This is a genomic window from Haladaptatus ordinarius, from assembly GCF_054177595.1.
This window is the reverse complement of the sequence record NZ_JBPEHH010000076.1, coordinates 1-19,989: the sequence shown is the minus strand read 5'-3', so window position 1 is coordinate 19,989 and position 19,989 is coordinate 1. Positions and strand designations below refer to the sequence as shown.

The following is a 19,989-nucleotide window of genomic DNA, read 5'->3' as shown; positions in this document are numbered from 1 at the left end:
TCCGAGTCCGAAAGAGCACCGTCTGGCTGAGGGATATTGAACACATTCACTCAACCAGACATCTTCCTAATTAGACTAACGCTTTAGCTTCAGTTCTCACATCGGTTGGGAAGTACCGAATGTTCCCGTCCGGGGTGATGGCCCTGACCCGCGCCCGCCCGTCGTCGGTTCGTTCGACGTGGAGGATTGCATGAATCCCGCCGCTCCGAAAGTCTGTCATCGCAGCCTCCTGGGAACTGTATTCGACCGCCCGCAATCCGTCGTGTTCCCGAACGATGGGCGCGATGTCCTCGCCCGCCTCGCCCGTAATTGCGACCTCCATGCCGACGCCGCCGGAGACCGAACCGGGGTCGTAGAGCGAGACGAGTCCGACCGCGAGAAACGACGAGAACGCGGCGACGAACAACTGAATCAGTATCGCCAGCACGATGGTCTTCTCGCTCCGAAGCGAGGCGAGTTCCCGCCGCGCGACGGTGAGACGTTTATCCAAGGCTACTCACCACCGTCAGGTTGTACGCGGCGTGAACGAGCGTCGCACAGACGAGGGTCCCGGCGTACCAGCGGAGATTTCTGCTCGCGCCGAACGCGGTCACGGTCGCGGTGACGACGTGGAGTACGAGGGGGGCGAACAGCAATCCGACCAGTAGGAGTGGCGAGGACTCGACGCCGAGGCCGGTCGCCGTGCCGAACGCAGCACGCCCGAGTTCCAGGTTCGGGAGGCCGACCAACTGGGCGATGACCGTCAACTTCTCGCCGAGGAAGAATCCCAGGCCGCTAAGCGACCCCAAAACGACGACCGAACGCAGCGACCGACCGAATCGAGCGTGGGTGTACCCCGCGAGGACATGGACGCTCTTCGCGACTTCCTCGACGAGCGCGATGCCGACCAGTAAAACGGGTATCGAGACGTCGACGGGCAAGGCGAACAGGAGTGCCACCGCGAGCAGTTCGCCGACGAAGACGAACGGAATCGAGAGGGCGCTGAGTTTCGCGACGCTCCGCGGTCCGAAAATCTGGCTATCGAGCGCGTCGAGCGTCTTCAACGGGACCGAACGTTGGGTGAATATGTCCTCCTCCCGGTAGACGCCCGCACCGAGCGCGAACAGGACGCCCGCGGTGAGAAACAGCGGGAGCGTCGAGAACACGAAATCCGCCAGCGGAACTGCTTTTCCTTGCAGTGCGCGCACCACTAGCGTCAGCGGCGAGATGGCCGCGACCGGGTGGACGTCGGTGAAGATGGCCGGAACGAACGCGTAGGAGGTAAGAAACACCGAAAGCGACACCGTGACGAACGTGAGTTCCTTGAACGAGCGAGCGAACATCGCCCCGACGAACGCACTCGCGAGGAACAACAGCGCGATGGGGACGACGGCCGTGAGTGCGGTCACGGCGACCGAACGCAGACCGTCTCCCACCGCAGGCGTCTAGGTCGTGATGCCGACGGCAGTCATCGACGCGACGACGACCATCCCGTGGAAGTACGGGAGCGTCTTCGCGGCGATGATGTCCCCGCGAGACACGGGCGATACCAGAAGGAGTTCACCCCGGTCGTTGATGCGTTCGTTCATGATGCTGCTGGCGTAGGCCTGAATCACGAAGTTCATCGGCAGGAGGAACGCGAACGCGAGCACCAGCGATTCGAAGGGGAACGGCGGCGTGATGTCGGCGGGCGTTCCCGACCGTCCGTCGTCGGCGAAAAGAGACGTCCCCGTCCCGACCGACGGAACGCCTGCGTTCCGGTCTGTTTCCTACCGCGACCCATCGTCGCCTGTACCGGCGGTCGTACCGCTGCCGTCGCCTTCCGCTCCACCACCGAGTCGCATCTCACCATCCGCCGTCGTTCGGGTGATTGGCGAGCGCGAGTCGGACGTCCCCGTATTCGCTGACGGGAGCGCATCCTGTTCGACGTACCGGAGCGTGACGTTCACAGGAAACGCGGCGGCGCGGTCGGGTTCCGCGGCCATCTGACGGTCGTTGTACCGTTCGACCGAGGTGCGGAGTTCCGCGAGGGCGGCCCGACCTTTGGGGATGTCCGTCCACAGTATCCCGTCTCCGGAACAGCCCCGGACGTCGTCTCGACAGACGAACAGTTCGAACGCCCCGGATTCGAGGGTTCGAGTGGTCGGTTCGACCACGACGAACGTCGGGTCGGCCGCGACCGGGTCGTGGTACGGGCTGTCTTCTGCGACGCCGACGCGGTAGATACCGTCGTCGAGGGTGATTCTGCGACTGGCGACCATGGGGGTGAGCGCGGCGACCAGCACTAACACGACGCCGACTGCCGCGAGGGTTCGTCTGTCGAGTTGTTCGTCGTTCTTCGAGACCTCCCAGCGGGCGATGCGAAACGTCTTCCGGGGTTTCACGGTCGACCCTCCACCCCCGGCGACTCGGACGCCAGGTCGAGGAAGATGTCTTCGAGGCTGGGCGTCTGCGTCTGAATGTCGACGACTTCGCCGCCCGCCGTCGCCGTGAGTTCCCGCGTCTCGTCGACGGCGTCCATGTTCTCGACGACGCTCCGGTAGGTGCCGTTCTCCGCGACTGCGCCCTCGACTGGGACGGACGTGAACACGTGGTACGTGGTCTGGCCGTGCTCGGCGGATGTCTTCGACGCTCCCGCGAGCGACGATGCGACCGTCGTTCATTACGACGAGGCGGTCACAGATGCTCTCGACGTGAAACAGGTTGTGCGCGCTGAAGACGATGGTTTTGCCCGCCTCGCTCAACTCGCGGGTGAACTCGATGATGTAGTTCGTCGTGAGTGGGTCGAGACCGCTCGCCGGTTCGTCGTAGACGAGCACGTCGGGGTCGTTGACCAGCGACCGCGCGATGGCGACTTTCCGCCGCATCCCCTTCGACATGTCTCCCAGTCGACGGTCGCAATGCTGGAGGTCGAGGCGGTCGAGCGTCTCGTGGATGCGCTCTTGGGCGGTGTCGCGGGGGACGTCGTAGAGGTCGGCGAAGAACGTGAGATAGGAGATCGGCGTCATGTCCTCGTACAGCGGCGACTCCTCCGGCAAGAAGCCCAGTTTCGTTCGCATCGCGGGGTCGCTGGCGTCGTAGCCCGCGACGCGTGCCGTTCCGCTCGTCAGCTCGACGAGCCCCGCCAGCATCTTCAGCGTGGTCGTCTTCCCCGCCCCGTTCGGTCCGATGATGCCGAACACCTCGCCTTCGGCCACCGAGAACTGACTGCCTTCGACGGCGGTGAACCCGCCGTATTGTTTTCGCAATCCAGATACTTAGAGCATTGATATGTTCGATTTTCGATACCGAGACACCTTGAGTGTTTGGCAGGCGTGGTGTCCGGTCGAAGTCGAATCGTCTCGCCGACTGGCATGACACGTCGAGAGAGTTACACTCCCGACAGGTCAGCGCCATCACACCGAGATTCATACCGTCGGGGTACTTCCGCTGTGCCATGGACGTCGATGCTCAACGACTCAGAGACGACATCGAAGCGAACGCCGAGTTCGGCGCGCTCGACTGCGAGGGACGCGGTCGGACGGTTCTCACGGGGACCGAAGCGAACCGGCGGGCGCGCGAGTACTTCGTCGAACGCCTCGAAGACGCCGGACTCGACGTCAGAGTGGACGCAGTCGGGAACGTCGCGGGACGGTGGACGCCGGCGAGCGCGGATCCGGAGGCCCCGCCGGTCGCCGCTGGAAGCCACCTCGACTCGGTTCCTGAAGGCGGTATCTTCGACGGTCCACTCGGCGTCTACGCCGCCCTGGAAGCGGTTCGGGCGATGCAGGATGCGGGAATCGAACCGACCCGTCCGGTCGACGTCGTCTCGTTCACCGAGGAGGAAGGCCAGCGATTCGCCGACGGCATGCTCGGGTCGTCGGTCGCGGTAGGGCATCGCACGACAGAAGAAGCACTCGCGCTGACCGACGGACAGACGACGCTCGAAGACGCACTTTCCACCATGGGTTTCCGGGGTCGGGATACCATCGACGCGGGCGAGTGGGACGCCTGGCTCGAACTCCACGTCGAGCAGAGCGAGCGTCTCGAACGACTGGGCGTTCCCGTCGGCGTCGTCACGACCATCACCGGAATCACGCACTGTGACGTGGACGTCGTCGGTGAGGCGAACCACGCGGGGGCGACACCGATGTCCGAGCGCACCGACGCACTGGTGGCCGCAAGCGAATTCGTCGGTGACGTCGAACGGGCCGCCCGCGAGGTCGGTGACACGGCGGTCGGAACGGTCGGAAAACTCGACGTCCGTCCGAACGCGACGAACGTCATCCCCGGAGTGGTCGAGATGGGCGTCGACGTCCGCGACGTGAACTACGACGCGATGAACCAGATAGTCTCGCAGGCGAAGGCGTCGCTCGACAGACTCGAAGCGGAACGCGGCGTGGAAACCAGTTTCGAGCGCGAGTTCGACCTGCAACCGACGGCGATGAGCGAACGCATTCGAGACGCTGCACACGCGGCGGGTGACGAGGCAGGCGTCGACACCGTCGACCTCCACTCGGGTGCGGCCCACGACACGATGCGAATCGCAGACGTGACGGACGCGGCGATGCTGTTCGCGCCGTCTCGGGACGGGATTTCACACAACCCCGCCGAGTGGACGGACTGGGACGACTGTGCCGCCGCGACGCGGGTGCTCGCTGGCGCGCTGGCCTCGCTTTCACGCTAGTCGCGGTTCTGCCGCGTCGCGGGGTCGTATCCCGTCAACTGGCGCAGTTCGTCCTCGGAGAGGCTGTCTCCCTCGACGCTCACCTCGTCGATGCCCACGCCGCTGGTGACGATGGCGCGGAACGCTTCTTCGAGCGTGAGGTCGACGTCGACGAGCTGGTCGTTGGGGACGTTGACGACGAACCCACCCATGACGGGGTTCGGAGCCATCGGGAGAAAGACCGTCGTCATTGCGCCCTCGTTCGCTGCCTCTCGAATGCCTTCGGGGGTCTCTGCCGTCACGAACACGACCGTGTAGCTTCCGTCGGTCGGAAACTCGAGCAGTTTCACGTCTCGGAAGTGGTCCGCGTCGCTCTCTATCATGGCGTCACCCATCCGCCGGAAACTTCGGTAGACCGTCCCGAATCCCGGAACCTGACTGATGACCTTGTCGAATCCGTCGATGGCACGTTCACCGGTCGGCGAGTGAGCGATGAAGCCGACGGCCAGAATCAGGAGGGAAACGGTGACCGCCGTGACACCACCAAGGACGTAGATAGACGATATCGAGACGAATTCGAGCAGCGGTCTGAGGACGTTTGCAACGAAATTGAGCAAGACGAAGATGACGTAAGTCGTGATGAGCATCGGCACGACTACCGTGACACCGGTGAGTGCTGCCTCCCGTACCATCTCCAGTGGCGACAAGTTCTCGGACTCGTCCATCGTTCGTACGACGAGAGCGCGTGATAAAGAGCGTACCGCCTGCATCTGCCAGCACGGCCTCCGAACGGCGGGGTGCCAGCAGAGTCTTTCGTGGGAGGACCCTACCACGACCATGGGTACCATCGCCATCGTTCGGCTTCCGGCGGCGGGATTCGCGCTCGAGTCGACGCTCGACCGGATTCCGGAGGTGGATTTCGAAGTCGAGCGCGTCGTCGCACACGAATCACGGAGCGTGATGCCGTACGTCTGGGCGACGGCTGAATCGGTCGACGCCGACACGCTCCTATCGGTCCTCGAAGACGACCCGACCACCGACCAGGTGGAACTGCTCATCGACGGCGACGGAGAGTGGCTCTACCGGATGGAGTGGGTCGGCAAGACGGAGTTCGTCGTGCACGTCCTCGTCGTCGAGAAAGGAACCATCATCGGTGCGAACGGCAAGGGCGACGAGTGGCGACTGCGAATCCTGTTTCCCGACAGAGAGGCGCTGGGACAGACGTACGAGTTCTGTGAGGAAAACGACATTCCGCTAGAGATAGAGCAGATTTATCGACTGGACGAATCGCCTCGGCGAGCGAAGTTCGCCCTCACCGAAGAGCAGTACGAGACGCTCGTGATGGCTATCGAGCGGGGGTACTACGATATCCCGCGTCGAGTGTCGGGCGAGGAGTTGGCCGACGGCCTCGGAATCTCCCATCAGGCACTCTCCGAGCGACTGCGTCGGGCGTACAAGAACCTCATCAGCAACGCACTCCTCGTCGGGGAAGACCGATCGGAGTAAGTCCGGTCCGCAGTCACCCTGTCCTGTGTCCCGTTCGCACGTCGTCGACCCGGCACCGTAATCGCCCACTACCTTTATTCTCCTTCTCACCGTCTGACGTGTCCATGTCGACCGTCGAAACCGAACAGAGCGACTCGGGCGAAGCGGGTGAAGCGGGCGTTCGAATGGTCGCCCTCTGGATACTGTTTACAATCGTCCTCCTCGCGCTCGCCAGAGGTCTCAGGGGACGAAAGCGTCGTCGTGACTGATTCCGAACGGTTATCCGGGTGGCAGACGGGATGTCATCCATGCGCCCTCCACGAGAAGTTCGCCTCGGTCCTTCGAGAGGTTTCGGGCGATGACGTTCCAGCGATACCTCTCGGAGGCGTTCGACCGCGTCGGAGCGTTGCTCGTTCTCGCAACTGTCCCTCTCTTCGCAACGTTCCTCCACGTCGATAACGTTCGGAAGGTGATGGCTGCACCCGGTTTCCACTTCGGGGTCGCGTTTCGGTTCCCGACCTCGATTCCCACATTCTGGACGTTCGTCAGCGTGCCGAACCCCGATTCGGGTGTGTTCGTCTCGCCGACGCTGTTCTTCGCTCCCATCTTCGTCGTCGTCGAGAGTGCGCTCGCGGCGGGCTATCTCGGGAGCGTCCGCGATGGCGTCGAAACCGGAACGTTCGATTTCGTGACCAACGTTCGCGCGTACTTTCGACCCCTCCTGGGGTACACCGTTCTCGTGTGGCTCGTACAACTGCTCGCGTTCGCGCTCGGCCTGCTCTTTTTCCCGCTCCTCCTCGTCGCACTGGTCGCGATGCTCGTGCTCGCCTACTGGTTCTACGGCGTGCCTTATCTCGTCGTCGTGGCGGACCTCTCGCTGGACGCTGCGCTCCGACGAAGTTTCGAACTGGCGACGACCGACTCCGCGTACTTCGAGTACGGAACCAGATATCTCCTCTTCGTGCTCGCCGTGTCGCTCGTCGGAACGCTGTTCGTCAACCTCGGAGTGGTCGGCGTCGTCCTCGGGGCGGTGTTCGCCGCGCCACTCGCACTCGCGCTCACTGTGGCGACCGTCTCGTTTTTCAGCGACCACCACGCGACCCCGGAGTATTAACCCACTCCCGAAGAAACGAGACGTATGACGGATATTGTACCGGAGGAGACGGGACGATTTCTACGCGCCGCGCTCGCCGAACCTGACGAGATGCTTCGAGCGATGGAAGAACGCGGCGAGGACTTTCCGACCGTCGGACGCGAGGTCGGACAGTTTCTTCGACTCCTCGCTCACGCCGTGAACGCCGAGCGAATCTTCGAGTTCGGGTCGGGGTTCGGCTACTCCGCGTACTGGTTCGCCGACGCACTTCCCGACGACGGTGAAATCGTCCTCACCGAGTACGACGCCGACGAACTCCGCGAGGCACGTCAGTACCTCGAACGAGGCGGCTTCGCCGACCGCGCGGTCTTCGAACACGGTGACGCGATGGACGCCATCGAACGCCACGACGGCCCGTTCGACCTGGTGCTCGTCGACCACAACAAGGACGGCTACCCGGAAGCCCTCGAGGCGGTGCGAGAGAAACTCGCACCCGGCGGCATCGTCGTCGCAGACAACGCGATGGTCAGCGGCATCCAGGACTTCGACGGCATTTTGGCCTCGCTGGAGGGCGACGACCCCGAGATGGACGACGAGACACGCGGTATCGCGGAGTATCTGACGACGGTGCGTGACGACCCGGCGTTCGAAACGTCGGTCGTTCCGCTCGGCGAAGGAATCGCGGTGAGCTACAAGCGGTAGAAAACCGACGTGACCGCGAGTTTCGACGACCGCGTTCGCGCCACTGGCGAGTAGCCTCGCTGACAACACGTGTCAATACGACTATAAGACCTCTCGCGTAGTTTCGTCGGGTATGGCTCGTAAAATCACCATGTTCGAACTGCACTTCGACGGCGCACACTTCGGCCCCTCGTTCGGTGAGGAAGAAACGCCGATGGCCGACGAGGAGACGACCGACGCGGAGATTCCCGTAAACTCGTCGTCCGTCACGCGGACGCTCGTCTCCGCGGTCGGTTCGGTGGCGGTCGCGTCGTTCGTCGGGTGGATGGCGATTCGCCGATTCCGAGGCGGTCGCGGCGAGGACGACATCGAAATCACCGACGTCGAAGCGATGGCGACGCCAATCGACCAGTAATCGACTTCGACTCCGCGAAAATCGTCCATCGCGACGACCTCGTTTTCCGGCCCCCCGGGAGAGTGGGAGCGTCGGCGTGTGATTCACCGTCCAGTTACTTTTCCACCCAACGTCGACGCCTCGCCACGTATCACGCCACAGTGCCGCCATCGTCGGTGTACAAAGTACCGCTCATCCATATATCCAGAGAGCTATCTGCACAGCTATCCGAATAGGTTTCCAAAAACCCACGGACTGCGTCGCTGCAAAACCACCCACAGCAAGCGTTACGGCGCGCCGAGAGAATCGATTCGACGGGCCGGTCGCATCACCACCTCGCTCGCGATTACCGCCGACTGCCCGGTTGGGGGTCGACGTGCGGTTTCGCCATCAGGTCCGTGAACGGCTTCTCGTCTATCCAATCGAGCAGCTTCACGAGCTGGTCCGTCGCGGCCTCGAACAGTTCGGCACCTTTCTCCGGCGTCGCGTCGGTCTGGTCGCCGAGCACGCCGTTTTCGGTGTTGTCGATGGCGTCGTAGTAGTTGCGCGCGCCGTGGACCACGGGGTTCCCCGCAGCGAGGTCTACGAGGCCGCCGTCCCGTGCCTCCGCTAACTTCTCCTCGCGGACGAGTTCCGGCGCGAGGTGCAGTATCATCGCCGTCTCTTTCGGTCCCCCGTGTGGGCCGTTGTGCTCGAACAGGTCGTTTACGAGGTCCGGGATGGACTCGTCCCACATCCACTCAACGGCGAACGCCGCCTCGTCTTCTCGCAGCCGACGACCGACTTCGCGTAGATGCTGCATGTTCCCGCCGTGGGCGTTGACGTAGACGATGCGGTCGATTCCGTGGTACGTGAGATTTCGCGAGAAGCTCTCGACGTAGTCACGGAAGGCGGGCGGGTCGACCCACATCGTCCCGTGGAACTGCTTGTGGTGGGGACTGACGCCGACGTTCACCGTCGGCGTGCAGAGATAGCCGCCACGGTCTGCGGCCTCGCGAGCCAGGGACTCGGCGATGAGGTGGTCGGTCGCGAGCGGCAGGTGCGGGCCGTGTTGTTCGGTCGACCCGAGCGGGACGACTGCGAGCGATTCTTCCGCGACGTAGTCGCCCAGTTCCGGCCACGTCTCGTCGGCGAGGTACATAGCGGATGTAGCTTCGTCTTGGAGCATAAAACTCAGCTTCGAGGCGAGACAGGCGCGCATCGTGACAGCACGCACGTCGCGGGGGAACGACCCAGGATGCTGCCACCCGGGAAGGTGGTCCCGTCGACGGTCGTGCAGTGGGCGATTCTCACCCGGCGGTGCTACAGTCGTTTCGTCATCCGGTGACGTTTCGTCTCGAAGTCGTTCCGGCGATAGAGCGATTTGGCGACCTCGTTTTCGGCGTGAACGTCGAGCGAGAGGTGCTCACAGCCCTGTCGGCGCGCCCACGTCTCAGATCGCACGAGGAGATACGAAGCGATGCCTTCGCGCCGGCGCGAGGGCACGACGTACAGTCCATCGACGTACGCTCGCGGACCGCGGACGAACACCGGGGGCGAACACCGTTTTTCGACCGTAACGTAGCCGACCAGTTCGCCGTCGTCCGCGACGTAGGTTGCGACGTCGTCGTCCGAGAATCGGTCTTTGACGTGGGAGTAGACGTTCTGTCGGACGCCGCTCTCGGCGAGCGTATCGAAGTCGTCGATGGTCGCTATCTCGCGGGCGAACGGCAACCAGAGGTCGTCTACGAACGCAATGAGTTCGTCCACCCGGAGTCGCCGAACCTGCATCAGCCGGTTTCTCCGAGGACGGTGTTTGCTTCGAGATACGCTTCGACTTCGGGGCGAACCGCCTCGCGCCTGCGCTGGTGTGCGCGCAGGAACGTTTCGAGTCGGTCTTTGGCGAGTTCTTTCAACTCGCCGGAGAGCATCTCTCCCGATTCGTACGCCGCCCGAATGCGTCTCAGTTCGTCGTCGTCGTCGACGAGGTGGGACGCGAGCAGTTCGAACACCATGTCCTCCTCGACGACGCCACCTTCCCGACGGTGTGCTTCGACGCTGGCCCGACCGCCGGTTTTCGCCTCGTCTATCTTTCGTTTCGCGTCGGCGATGGAGTCGGTGAGCGCGATGTGACTCTTCGGGTCAGACGAACTCATCTTCCCACCCTGTAATCCCCGCATGAAGCGATGGTACGTACTCGCCGGCTTAAGATACGTCGCATCACGAAATCGGGACGCGACGTCTCTGGTCAGCCGAAGGTGTGGGTCCTGGTCGAGACCGACGGGGACGACCGTGGGCGTCGGCCCGCCACCGTCGGGCGACTGCGGACGGAGGATGTCGGCGTACTGGGTCAGCGCCGACACCTGTTTCCCGGGGTCGGCACTCCCGTAGGTCGCTTCGAACTCGTTTTGCGTGACGTGGCGGGCGAACAGTTTGCTCCGAACGTGGTGGTCGTTGCCCGCCCCGGATTGGAAGTAAAAATCCGTCGCGTCGAGGTCGAGTCCGAGTGCAACGTAGTTCAACAGGTACTCCTCGACGACGAGTTCGCGCGCTCGTTCGAGCGAGACGTCCCTGGTGACGTACGACTCGATGTCGGCCGCACAGAGTGTCACGTCCGCTCCCATCTCCTGGAACATGACAACCTGTTCGACCACGGCCCGGTGGCCGAAGTGAAAGACCCCCGAGGGCATGAGTCCGGTCATCACCGCGAACGGGTCGCCCGCGTCGCGGGCGTCGAGGACCGTGTCGAGGTCGCGGTGGCCGAAGACGATTCCGCGACGGACGAGTCGCTCGTCGGGGAGGCGGTCGGCAACCGTCGCTATCGGGTCGATGCCGAACTGCGCCATCGTCGCCTCGTAGTCGGTTATCTCCACGTCGCCCCACGGGTCGAGTTCAGTCATCGCTTTCCTCCTCGGGGACGGTGGACTAACGGTACGGCAGAAATCGACTCAGCGTGCCGTGGTCGGCCAAAATCGACCACCGGCAGTGGTAGCTGCGAACATACCAGTCTCCACTCGGACGGTACGAGTCAAAAACGTTTCGTTCTCGTAACAGAACCGAGACGACGTCCATTCACGCCGTGACGGTCAGCGTCCCGTCACCAGCGATTCGAACCCGGTAACGTCCTATCGAGAAGGTGATACTGACTCCCGACTGGTCGGCAGTCTCGTCGGTGAGCAGTGCGTCGAGTGCGTCCGGTTCGACGTAATCGTAGAGTCGAAGTTCGAGCCGAGTCGGTGGACGGCCGACCACCTCCGCGAGGGCGGCCGCCACGCATTCGCTCGGTGGCGTGTCGTCGGCGCGTGACCAGTGACCAGCGTATACCAGTTCGGCGTCCGTCGGTGTCTCCGAATCGGTATCGTGGGCGGCATCGGAGCCCGTATTGGCCGATGGAGTGACCATGGCGCGACCTAACTGATTCGCGGTATTAAGTAATCGGAACTTACTGTAAAAACGTAGAGTTTCGGGCGACGATTCGGAGGGGTGTCGGACCGTTCGGCGAAGTCTTCAGGGCCGGTGGAGCGTTCCGTTCACCTCGTAGAGATAGCCCTTGTTCAGGAGTTCGTCGAGAGCGGTCGAAGCGAGGTCGGTATCGAAGTCGCCGCCACGGAGGTGGGTCAGCGCCTCGTCACGAGAGAGCGTTTCGTCGTTTCCTTCGAGGGCCGGAGTGAGATGATCCAGCGCGTCTCGTGCCGACGGGCTGAGCGGTGTTCGGTCGTCGTTTGCTTCCATTATTGGAGATATCCGTGTAGCAGGCTGTTTGCCGCGACGATGGTCGTCGGTATCCGAGAAATCGTTATCCACCTCCTTTATCCTTTCCAGAACGCACGCCAGTCGAGTGGTCGTCCCCCGTTTGTCGTGTGACCGACACTCCAAGGGGAATGGAACTGGACGGTTCGACGGTCGAACGTGACTCGTTTCATCGAATATCGAGCATAACTTGTATGGTAACTGGTGACATCGTATGGTCACATCGAGGTGTTCTACAATGGTTCAGGTCATAGACGTCGAGACCGAGCACGCACTGGCCGACTACGCGAACGACACGGTGCTCCGTGAGTCGGTCCGACGGATGCGTGAGGCCGTCACCGACGACGTCGATTCGCTCGATGGACGAACCGTCTGGATGGTCAACTCGACGGCGAGCGGCGGGGGCGTCGCCGAGATGCTGCCGAAACTAGTGGGAATCGCCCGGTCGCTGGGCGTCGATGCGGAGTGGGCCGTCATCGAAGCGGACGACCCCACGTTCTTCGAGTTCACGAAGGAGATTCACAACCTGCTCCACGGAACCGGCGACCCCGAAATCGCCGCCAAAGACCGGGACGTCTACGAGCGCATCAGTCGGTCGGTCGCCGACTCCCTCGCCGAGTTACTCGCTCCGGAAGACCTCCTCGTCGTCCACGACCCACAGCCACTCGCGGCGGGCGCGATGGCCACGGAGGTAGTCGATATCCCTGCAGTCTGGCGATGTCACATCGGTTCGGAGAAGCAAACGCCCCAATCGCGGACCGCGTGGAAGTTCCTGGAGCCGTGGATAGACCACTACGAACACACCGTCTTCTCGCTTCCCGCGTACGTGCCGTCGTTTCTGGAAGAACGTTCGACGATCATTCCGCCAGCAATCGACCCCTACAGCGCGAAGAACCAGCGTCTCAAACCCCAGCAGATAGCGTCCGTACTCGCCAACGCCGCGCTCGTCGATACGGACCACCCGACCGAACCGTTCGACCAGCAAGCGCGGCGGTTGCAGACCGACGGAACGTTCGCGAAAGCGACGGAACCGGCGGACATCGGCCTGCTCTTTCGCCCCGTCGTCTGCCAGATTTCACGGTGGGATGCGCTCAAAGGGTTCGTACCACTCCTGCAGGGATTCGCTCGACTGAAACGCGAGGCTCGGTCCGAGCCGACGAGTCGCTCCGAAGCACACCGTCGGCGAATCGACGACGCGAGGCTCGTCCTCGCAGGGCCGGACCCATCGTCCGTCGACGACGACCCCGAGGGCCGTGCCGCACTCGAAGCCATCGAAGAGGCGTGGCACGACCTCGACCCCGCCATTCGGGCGGACGTCGCAGTCGTCGTCATGCCGGAAGACCAACACGAGAGCGCCCTCGTCATCAACGCCCTCCAGCGAAGCGCGACCATCGTCGCGCAGAACTCCATCCGTGAGGGGTTCGGCCTGACCGTCACGGAGTCGATGTGGAAACGAGCCGTGATGGTCGGGGCAGACACCGGCGGTATCGGCGCACAGATACGTGACGGCAGGGACGGTCGGCTGATTCCCGACTCGTCGAGCCCTGATTCGGTGGCGCGGACGCTGGACGAAGTGTTCGGCTCTCCGGAACGGTGGGACGACTGGGAACACAGGGCACAGCGGCGCGTCACCGACGAGTACCTCGTCTTCGAGCAGGTCACTCGGTGGCTCGATACGATGGGGAGTCTGGTACGGTAACTCGCCGATTTCCGAATATCTCCCCGAGTGCGGTCGGTCCGTCAGGTCTGGTTCGACTGGCTGGTTTTCGTCCGGCGAAGGGGGGGAATACCGGGTGCGCCATCGACGAGCCAGAGCAGGAAGACGAGGAAGTAGGGCGCAGCGTACGTGGCGAGGAAGAGAAACTGGTCCGTCGTGGACAACGAGTGGAAGAAGCCACCGATTATCTCCATCGTCCGGCCGAACAGCGTCGTCTCGTGGTCGTAGGGCGGAAGCGTGACGACGGGCCAGAGAACCCGGTCGAGGGGTGAGACGTTGCGCTTCGGTATCGCCAGGAGGATGTCACCGAGCAGGTGCGACCAGTAGCCCACGGAGAACGCCACACCGACGGTGAGTCGTCCGATTCGCGCCGCGACGGCGAGCGCCAGCAGACCGACCGGCACCGCGACGAACACCGAGTGGGCGACCGAGTACCCCTGTGGGAACAGGTGCAATCCCCACGAGAGCGGTTTGTCGACGAGGTCCGGTAACTGCGTTCCGAACAGGAGGGCGACGAACCCGATACCGACGGGCGGGTTACGCGTCACGAGACGACGACCGAGCGAGTACAGGACGTACCCGAACGCGGCGTGGCCCCACGGCATCATGCTTGCATCACCGGCCGAACGGCGTGGTTTCGGCGGAACTGGCGAGGAGGGGACGCGATCCACCCGGTGACGTGCGGAGAACTCATCGGTGGACGCTACTGTGCCGACGAATAAAAATGCATAGACCGTGCGTCGGCCTCTCGTCTGACGGGATTTGAAGACGGGTGAGTACCAACGTGCTGGCGGATGTCGCGACGTACTCGTCATCGACGGGAGTCGCTCTCACAGTGTTACCAACCGACGGCGATGCCGGTTCGGACACCGTCGAGCGTCGGTCTGGACGACCTGCGAGCGTTCACCCTCACCCGTTCCCCCATTCACTTCGAAGACGGCGATATGCGGCGCGACTACGGGTGGACGAGAGCGTTCCTCACCGCTGCGGCGCTCGTCGGCGTGTTCGCGTTCAGCCTCCGACTGGTGCTGACGGGACTGTTCGTCACGTTCGTCACGTCCGACCTCGTCTTCGTCGCGCTGTTCAACGTCAGTGTGACCGTGCTCGTCGGTGGATGGCTCCTCGAAGGCGAGTCGCATCCGGCGACGGTTCTCCACTCGGTCGTCCGACGGCGTCGAGACCGCGGCCTCCGCACGACGATTCGCTGTCGTCGCTGGAACTGGTCGTCGTCCACCGACGACCGACTCTAACGGTGCGTTCGCTACTGTCGCCGACCGCGCACCGTCGTCACTGCTTAATTTCGACGGTCGTATCGGCCATCAACCACTGCGTGTCGCTGTCTGCGGGGTTGCGTATCTCGACCCAGCCAGTCTCACAGAACAACATCTCACACTCTGGAGTCTGAGACATCAGACACCCCCGTCAGAACGGTGTTCAACGACGCTACGCGCGAACCGCCGGGATGGATTCTTCGTCGGTCTGGTCATGGGAATCTCCTCGGGAGCACCGACACGCCGAAGGACGATTGTAATGAACAGCCATCTAGCGAGTAGTGACAGCCTACCTAGACAGACATCGATTCTCACTGTCGAAAACCGCCATCTTCGAAACCACCACTGTACGTCGAATTCCTGAATAGTTGTAAGAAACCATATCGTAATTGGACATTAATTCCGATTGAATCGATACACCACGATTACGTCTCTCGAAGGTGCTCGTTCGTGTCATTCCGAACGGCAGTTCGTCGGCACAGCAACGCCGAGAGATATTCGGCGTGACACCACGCCAGCGGATTCGCGAAAGAGACCACGTCCGTCGTCGCTATCTCGTCGGCGATAGCGTCGTACGAATCTTTCATGTGACCCAGTTCTTCGACGACACGGTCGAAAGGAATGTCCCGGAGAACGGCGTCGTCGAACTCCTTTTCGTAATCCAGACCGGTGTGCCACTCCGTTTCGAGGAACGATTCGAAACGCTCCGCAGTCGTGAGGTGTTCGGGGATGTGCCCTCGTTCGTCGGCGTGATCGGCGACCGTCCGGAGTACGGCGTCGCCGCGGTCGACGTCTCCCTGCTCGAATCGATACTGGGCGTGCCAGGCGGTGTACTGCATCCACGGACCGGTTCCACCGTGCTGGTGGACGTCGAAGTCTCCATACAACCCCTGGAATCGCTGGAGGCCGTCGAGTTCCGGGTCGTGGAGGGAGGACGCCGCGCGCTCTGCGGCGTGTTCGACGTGCTCACCGAACAGGTCGTCGAGGCCGAAATAGAACGGTGCAAACAGGGTGACGTCGGGCCGTTCGTCGCGGTCGCCGTCCGGCGTGTATCGACGCGGGACGGTCGTCTCCCCCGCGAACGCGCGTTCGACGCCACGTTCGAGGGTCGGGCGAAACGACTCGACGGCGGATCGCAGCGCTCCCGAATCTGGGAGCGAATCCGCCGCTTCTTTCGCCTGCCTGAGCGCGGCGACGAACGCACAGTTGACCCAGAGCGTGTAACCGGACTCGATTCGTCCCTCGTGGATGCTCGTCGTGCTCTCGACGAGGTGGGCGTTCGGGTCGTACAGCGACTCGCGTGTGTGTTCGACCGCGTCGGTCAGCGCATCGCGGACGCCTATCGAAAACGACTCTTCGACGGCGTCGAGAGAATCGGTCCCGTCGAGTGCCGTGACGGCGTGACACAGGATTCGAATCCCGTGTGCGACGTTGTCTTCCTGGTGGTAGAGCGCCTGTTCGGTTCCGTCGAGCGTGTAGCGCTGGTACCACTGCCCGTCGTCCTGTGCGGCGAGAAGGAACCTCGCGGCGTCCACGACACGGGACCGGCACGCGTCGGGTCGAACCCCTGCTTCGAGCGACGCCAACCACGCTCGCGTGATGGACGCCACGTCTCGCGGATAGGCGTAGGGATATCTGTTGTCCGGAAAACTTGCGAGGGGGACTGCGCCATCGCAGTCCGCTTCTGCCACCAGGTCGTCCAGAGTATCGAGATGGAACGTCGGGTCGTCGAAGGCGTCCGGTCGGTCGGTCGGCGTCGAGTACTGTGACTCCGGGTCGCTACTCTGCTCTTCGAGTTCGCGTGACTCTCCGTCGTGGTCGGGTTCGTTCGCTGTCATGGTGTCGCTCGTTGTATTGGTCGCGTTCCGGTACCCGCGTCGGCCGCGTGGAACAGGTTCGTCTGTGTGTCCTAACGGGTCAAATCCTCCGGCCGCTTCGCGGCGGTACGCCGTACCGGGTCGTCACGCCGGACGGCCGAGGGCGTAGAGGAACATCGGCGTCTGCCCGGCCGCACGAGGCGAGAGGAACTCGGCGACGAGGTCGTCGTAGAAGGTCAGTCCGGTGCCACCGAGGTCGCTGTGGGCGTACGTGGCGAGATAGAGTTTCCCGGCGGTGAGTGCGGCTTCGAGCTGGGCGACGCGGTATCCACGGTCGCCGAGTCGGTCTGTGATGGCCGCCACGTCGGCCAGAAAGTACGCACAGACGGCCGCATCCGCGCCGAGTCGCTGGTCGAGTGCGAGGTGACCGGCCTCCTTCCGGCACGACCCTGCTCGAAGCCGTTCAAGTTCGCCGGCGTCGGGATGGTAGTGGTACACGCCCGGTTCCACGCCGTCGATACCGTTGACCAACAGATAGCAGTCGGTGTACTGGAGCGCGGCACCGTCGTCGTTTCGCACGTCGAGCGGCACGCCACTCACCGCCCGGTCGAGGACGGTCGATACCTTCCGGAAGTTCAACTCCTCACGGACGAACTCCCGACAGGAGCCACGGCGGGTTATCGTCTCGTGGAGCGGAACTTTCGAGGCCCGCTCGGGACCGACGGGTGAGAGCGGCACGCGCTCGCCGTCGCCGGGAGACCGGGTCGGTGCCTCGTCGGTCGGACGGTCGCGCCAACCTTCGACGGCGTCGCCGTCCGGAAGCGAGGAGGCGACGTACGCCTCGTGGATGAGCGGGTGGTCGACCACGTGGTCCGAGAGGGGTTCGGTCGCGGGGTCGATGCGGGCCGTCGGTGGCGAATCGGGCGTCGGTGCGCCGGTTCCGACGGGGACGAGTTCCAGCGGTGCTTCTTCGGCTGTGTCGAGTCCGAGCAGGGTCGCCACCCGCTCGTCGGCGAATCCGGTGACGACCGTGGTCGGAAGTTCGAGCGCGTGTGCGACCGTCGTGAGATTTGCCAGGACGGTTCCGGAGTCCCAGAAGGCGTGTCGATAGGTTCGGTCGCCGTACTTCCAGGCGTTGCGCCACCACGTCGAGGTGGCGACGAACGTCACGGGCGCGTCGGCCACGTGCGGTTCGCCCCCGCTCGCCTCCGCGAGGACGCCGCGGAAATCTCCCTCGCGGAGAACGTCGAGCGAGAGCGACCGGGGGTCGAAGTGGTACACGCCGGCGTCGAGTCCGTCGACACCCTCTCCGACAACGGGATAGAGGTCGATGTGATAGAGTTTGCCGGTACACGAGGCGGCTCGAAAGAGTCTGGCCTGCCGCGAGACGGTCGCATCGTCCGGTATCGCGAACCTCCGCGTGATACCCCCAGCGTAGTAACAGAGCTGTGTGAGCAGTTCGCGGTCGAGGGGTGGCGTTGCCAGTCCCGCTTCGTCCGAGACTGCCCACCGGAGGGCCGTGAGCGTCGGCATCTGCGGTGGCTGAACGGAACGTGCGAGGTCGACCCGGGGGAGGTCGGTGTACGTCTTGTACGGCGTCGGCTTGTTCTCCCAGTCCAGTCTCCCACCGCCTCGGACACTCCGAGGCGAGTGGTTCGTCCGTTCGTGATACTCCTTCGCGTCGACCCCGTGAGACATGAGAGACCATAGCACCGTCCGCGTAATAATGGTCGGTGCTCACGACCCACTCGATGGCTCCCGTTCCGGTATCACTCGTCGCGCAGTTCGTCGACGAGTAGCGTTCGATGGCAGCGTTTCTGCTCGACGTTCTCGTAGCAGACGAGGTAGACTGGCCGGTTCCGGGCTTCCCTTCGAAGTTCGTCCATCGTGTCCTGGGCTCCGTCGCTCGTCCGGAGGTGGTTTCGATATCGGCGCTCGAACTCCAGGTCTGCCCACGCTCGGTCGTGTCCGATTTCGTCGGCCCGTGCTTTGAACGCATCGAGCAGCGATTCCGGCGGGGCGACCGCCGGGAGATTGTCATCGATTTCGCCCCACAACCATGGGAGCGGTCTTCTCACCACCCCGTAGACGACCGCGTCCTCGGGAACGTCGACGTGGTCGTGCTGGAGAGCGGCCAGATACGTGTGGTGCAGGTCGAGGTCGCTCATCGTTCGCCCATCGGTCGTTCCACCGCGTTCCATCATAGTTCGTCGGGTTCTCGTTCTGTGTCGGACACACTGTCTCGTCTCTCCCCACGGTTTCAGTCGTCGGCGACGGGAGTGCCGGGCCGAAACTCCCGGCTGATGGCCTTCCACTTTCCGGTCGAGAACCGGTAGTAGTTGATGGCCGCCGGAACGGTCGTCTCGGCGACGAACGACAGATACAGTCCGACGACGCCGAGGGCGGTCGTCGCGCCGAGATACGCGACCGGTATCGCACAGGCGAACATCCCGATTATCTGGCTGTAGAACGGCCAGCGAGTGTCGCCGCTGGCGTCGAGCGGTCCCGCGGCCGCACCCTTGATTCCCTGCGCGACGACGGCCGTACACGCCGCGTAGACGAGCGAGACGGCGATGGGTACCGCGGGGTCGGTCGAGTCGCCGACGAACAGGAGGACGATGGGTTCGGCCAGCACGAACACGATGACGGCGGCGACGGCGTGGGTCGCCACCGAGAAGACGATGACGTCCCGAGCGTACCGCTCGGCAGCGAGTTCGCGACCGGCACCGAGTTCCTGTCCGACCAGGCTACTGGACGCGAGTCCGAAACCCCACCCTGGCGTGTTCATCAACCCCCAGATTCGCCGACTGATGACGTACGCGGCGACCACTGTCTGACCGAACAGTCCGACGATGGCGAGCATCGGGAACTTGGCGACGGTCCACACCAGGTTTCGACCGACGACGGGCAACCCGATCTTGACGATGCTGCGAATCGTCTCGACGTCGACGTACGATTCGAACGGTGCCACCCGAATAGGGAGGTCACCCGCACCGGGAAGCCGACCCGCTACGAGGCCGATAGCGAACGTCGCGGTCACGAGGACGTTCGCCAGTACCGTCGGTACTTCCCATCGAGTCAGTGGATAGTCACGACTGACGGGGTTAGATTCTCAGGAAGCGTCTGGATGGGTGATTATGAGATTTCTCTACCATCCAGACACTGTTCTTACGGCTGC

20 protein-coding genes and 3 pseudogenes are annotated in these 19,989 nt (G+C 63.3%); 8 read left to right on the top strand and 15 right to left on the bottom strand.

What is annotated here, in order from left to right; all coding sequences use genetic code 11:
* Nucleotides 1-70: 70 nt before the first annotated feature.
* The 3 genes and pseudogenes from ACR3FF_RS20255 to ACR3FF_RS20245 all read right to left on the bottom strand — a co-directional run bounded on the left by ACR3FF_RS20255 (nucleotide 71) and on the right by ACR3FF_RS20245 (nucleotide 3,227).
* Complete coding sequence (locus ACR3FF_RS20255) at nucleotides 71-490, bottom strand: ABC transporter permease family protein (protein WP_458189939.1); 420 nt, start codon at nucleotides 488-490, stop codon at nucleotides 71-73.
* Nucleotides 483-2,363: pseudogene (locus ACR3FF_RS20250) on the bottom strand (ABC transporter permease subunit). The gene ACR3FF_RS20255 and the pseudogene ACR3FF_RS20250 overlap by 8 nt, the downstream one beginning before the upstream one ends.
* A pseudogene (locus tag ACR3FF_RS20245) lies at nucleotides 2,360-3,227 on the bottom strand (ABC transporter ATP-binding protein). Before ACR3FF_RS20245 ends, ACR3FF_RS20250 begins: the two co-directional pseudogenes overlap by 4 nt.
* Nucleotides 3,228-3,415: 188 nt before the next feature.
* Here ACR3FF_RS20245 and ACR3FF_RS20240 point away from each other — a divergent pair.
* Nucleotides 3,416-4,645, top strand: a complete 1,230-nt coding sequence (locus ACR3FF_RS20240) for a M20 family metallo-hydrolase (RefSeq protein WP_458189938.1) — start codon at nucleotides 3,416-3,418, stop codon at nucleotides 4,643-4,645.
* Here ACR3FF_RS20240 and ACR3FF_RS20235 read toward each other — a convergent pair.
* Entirely contained in the window at nucleotides 4,642-5,349 is a 708-nt protein-coding gene (locus ACR3FF_RS20235; RefSeq protein WP_458189937.1) for a DUF502 domain-containing protein, read from the bottom strand. The genes ACR3FF_RS20240 and ACR3FF_RS20235 overlap by 4 nt on opposite strands.
* A gap of 112 nt (nucleotides 5,350-5,461) precedes the next feature.
* Here ACR3FF_RS20235 and ACR3FF_RS20230 point away from each other — a divergent pair, with 112 nt between their 5' ends.
* The 5 genes from ACR3FF_RS20230 to ACR3FF_RS20210 all read left to right on the top strand — a co-directional run bounded on the left by ACR3FF_RS20230 (nucleotide 5,462) and on the right by ACR3FF_RS20210 (nucleotide 8,298).
* The gene (locus ACR3FF_RS20230; RefSeq protein WP_458189936.1) at nucleotides 5,462-6,130 is read left to right on the top strand and encodes a helix-turn-helix domain-containing protein; all 669 of its coding nucleotides are present in this window, start codon (nucleotides 5,462-5,464) and stop codon (nucleotides 6,128-6,130) included.
* 104 nt (nucleotides 6,131-6,234) lie between these two features.
* A complete protein-coding gene (locus tag ACR3FF_RS20225) occupies nucleotides 6,235-6,378 on the top strand; it encodes a hypothetical protein (RefSeq protein ID WP_458189935.1) in 144 nt (47 codons plus the stop codon).
* An 89-nt stretch (nucleotides 6,379-6,467) separates the two neighbouring features.
* Nucleotides 6,468-7,223 (top strand): hypothetical protein, encoded by a 756-nt coding sequence (locus ACR3FF_RS20220; RefSeq protein ID WP_458189934.1) that lies wholly within the window; start codon nucleotides 6,468-6,470, stop codon nucleotides 7,221-7,223.
* A 24-nt stretch (nucleotides 7,224-7,247) separates the two neighbouring features.
* The gene (locus tag ACR3FF_RS20215) at nucleotides 7,248-7,904 is read left to right on the top strand and encodes an O-methyltransferase (RefSeq protein WP_458189933.1); all 657 of its coding nucleotides are present in this window, start codon (nucleotides 7,248-7,250) and stop codon (nucleotides 7,902-7,904) included.
* A 112-nt stretch (nucleotides 7,905-8,016) separates the two neighbouring features.
* Nucleotides 8,017-8,298, top strand: a complete 282-nt coding sequence (locus ACR3FF_RS20210) for a hypothetical protein (protein ID WP_458189931.1) — start codon at nucleotides 8,017-8,019, stop codon at nucleotides 8,296-8,298.
* A 325-nt stretch (nucleotides 8,299-8,623) separates the two neighbouring features.
* On the opposite strand, the gene ACR3FF_RS20205 is transcribed toward ACR3FF_RS20210, so the two are convergent.
* The 5 genes from ACR3FF_RS20205 to ACR3FF_RS20185 form a co-directional block, all read right to left on the bottom strand.
* A complete protein-coding gene (locus ACR3FF_RS20205) occupies nucleotides 8,624-9,418 on the bottom strand; it encodes a creatininase family protein (protein ID WP_458189929.1) in 795 nt (264 codons plus the stop codon).
* Between the two features lie 161 nt (nucleotides 9,419-9,579).
* Nucleotides 9,580-10,047 carry a GNAT family N-acetyltransferase gene (locus tag ACR3FF_RS20200; RefSeq protein WP_458189928.1) on the bottom strand — a complete coding sequence of 156 codons (468 nt, stop codon included), beginning with the start codon at nucleotides 10,045-10,047 and terminating at the stop codon, nucleotides 9,580-9,582.
* Nucleotides 10,047-11,156, bottom strand: a complete 1,110-nt coding sequence (gene trpS / locus ACR3FF_RS20195; protein ID WP_458189927.1) for a tryptophan--tRNA ligase — start codon at nucleotides 11,154-11,156, stop codon at nucleotides 10,047-10,049. Before trpS ends, ACR3FF_RS20200 begins: the two co-directional genes overlap by 1 nt.
* A 172-nt stretch (nucleotides 11,157-11,328) precedes the next feature.
* Nucleotides 11,329-11,658, bottom strand: a complete 330-nt coding sequence (locus ACR3FF_RS20190; RefSeq protein WP_458189926.1) for a HalOD1 output domain-containing protein — start codon at nucleotides 11,656-11,658, stop codon at nucleotides 11,329-11,331.
* Between the two features lie 105 nt (nucleotides 11,659-11,763).
* Nucleotides 11,764-11,988, bottom strand: a complete 225-nt coding sequence (locus ACR3FF_RS20185; protein ID WP_458189925.1) for a hypothetical protein — start codon at nucleotides 11,986-11,988, stop codon at nucleotides 11,764-11,766.
* 256 nt (nucleotides 11,989-12,244) lie between these two features.
* Between ACR3FF_RS20185 and ACR3FF_RS20180 the strand changes: the two genes are divergently transcribed.
* Nucleotides 12,245-13,705, top strand: coding sequence for a glycosyltransferase (locus tag ACR3FF_RS20180; RefSeq protein WP_458189924.1), 1,461 nt, complete (start codon nucleotides 12,245-12,247; stop codon nucleotides 13,703-13,705).
* Between the two features lie 41 nt (nucleotides 13,706-13,746).
* On the opposite strand, the gene ACR3FF_RS20175 is transcribed toward ACR3FF_RS20180, so the two are convergent.
* Nucleotides 13,747-14,331 carry a metal-dependent hydrolase gene (locus ACR3FF_RS20175; protein WP_458189923.1) on the bottom strand — a complete coding sequence of 195 codons (585 nt, stop codon included), beginning with the start codon at nucleotides 14,329-14,331 and terminating at the stop codon, nucleotides 13,747-13,749.
* Nucleotides 14,332-14,517: 186 nt separating this feature from the next.
* On the opposite strand from ACR3FF_RS20175, the gene ACR3FF_RS20170 reads away from it, so the two are divergent.
* Entirely contained in the window at nucleotides 14,518-14,973 is a 456-nt protein-coding gene (locus ACR3FF_RS20170; protein ID WP_458189922.1) for a hypothetical protein, read from the top strand.
* Between the two features lie 37 nt (nucleotides 14,974-15,010).
* On the opposite strand, the gene ACR3FF_RS20165 is transcribed toward ACR3FF_RS20170, so the two are convergent.
* The 5 genes and pseudogenes from ACR3FF_RS20165 to ACR3FF_RS20145 form a co-directional block, all read right to left on the bottom strand.
* Nucleotides 15,011-15,133, bottom strand: coding sequence for a hypothetical protein (locus ACR3FF_RS20165; RefSeq protein WP_458189921.1), 123 nt, complete (start codon nucleotides 15,131-15,133; stop codon nucleotides 15,011-15,013).
* A gap of 286 nt (nucleotides 15,134-15,419) precedes the next feature.
* The gene (locus tag ACR3FF_RS20160) at nucleotides 15,420-16,832 is read right to left on the bottom strand and encodes a glucoamylase (RefSeq protein ID WP_458189920.1); all 1,413 of its coding nucleotides are present in this window, start codon (nucleotides 16,830-16,832) and stop codon (nucleotides 15,420-15,422) included.
* Between the two features lie 123 nt (nucleotides 16,833-16,955).
* Complete coding sequence (locus ACR3FF_RS20155; protein WP_458189919.1) at nucleotides 16,956-18,509, bottom strand: SagB/ThcOx family dehydrogenase; 1,554 nt, start codon at nucleotides 18,507-18,509, stop codon at nucleotides 16,956-16,958.
* 71 nt (nucleotides 18,510-18,580) lie between these two features.
* Nucleotides 18,581-19,012 (bottom strand): DUF488 domain-containing protein, encoded by a 432-nt coding sequence (locus ACR3FF_RS20150; protein ID WP_458189917.1) that lies wholly within the window; start codon nucleotides 19,010-19,012, stop codon nucleotides 18,581-18,583.
* A 59-nt stretch (nucleotides 19,013-19,071) separates the two neighbouring features.
* Nucleotides 19,072-19,872, bottom strand: a pseudogene (locus ACR3FF_RS20145) (MATE family efflux transporter); the annotation flags it as partial.
* Nucleotides 19,873-19,989 lie beyond the last annotated feature (117 nt).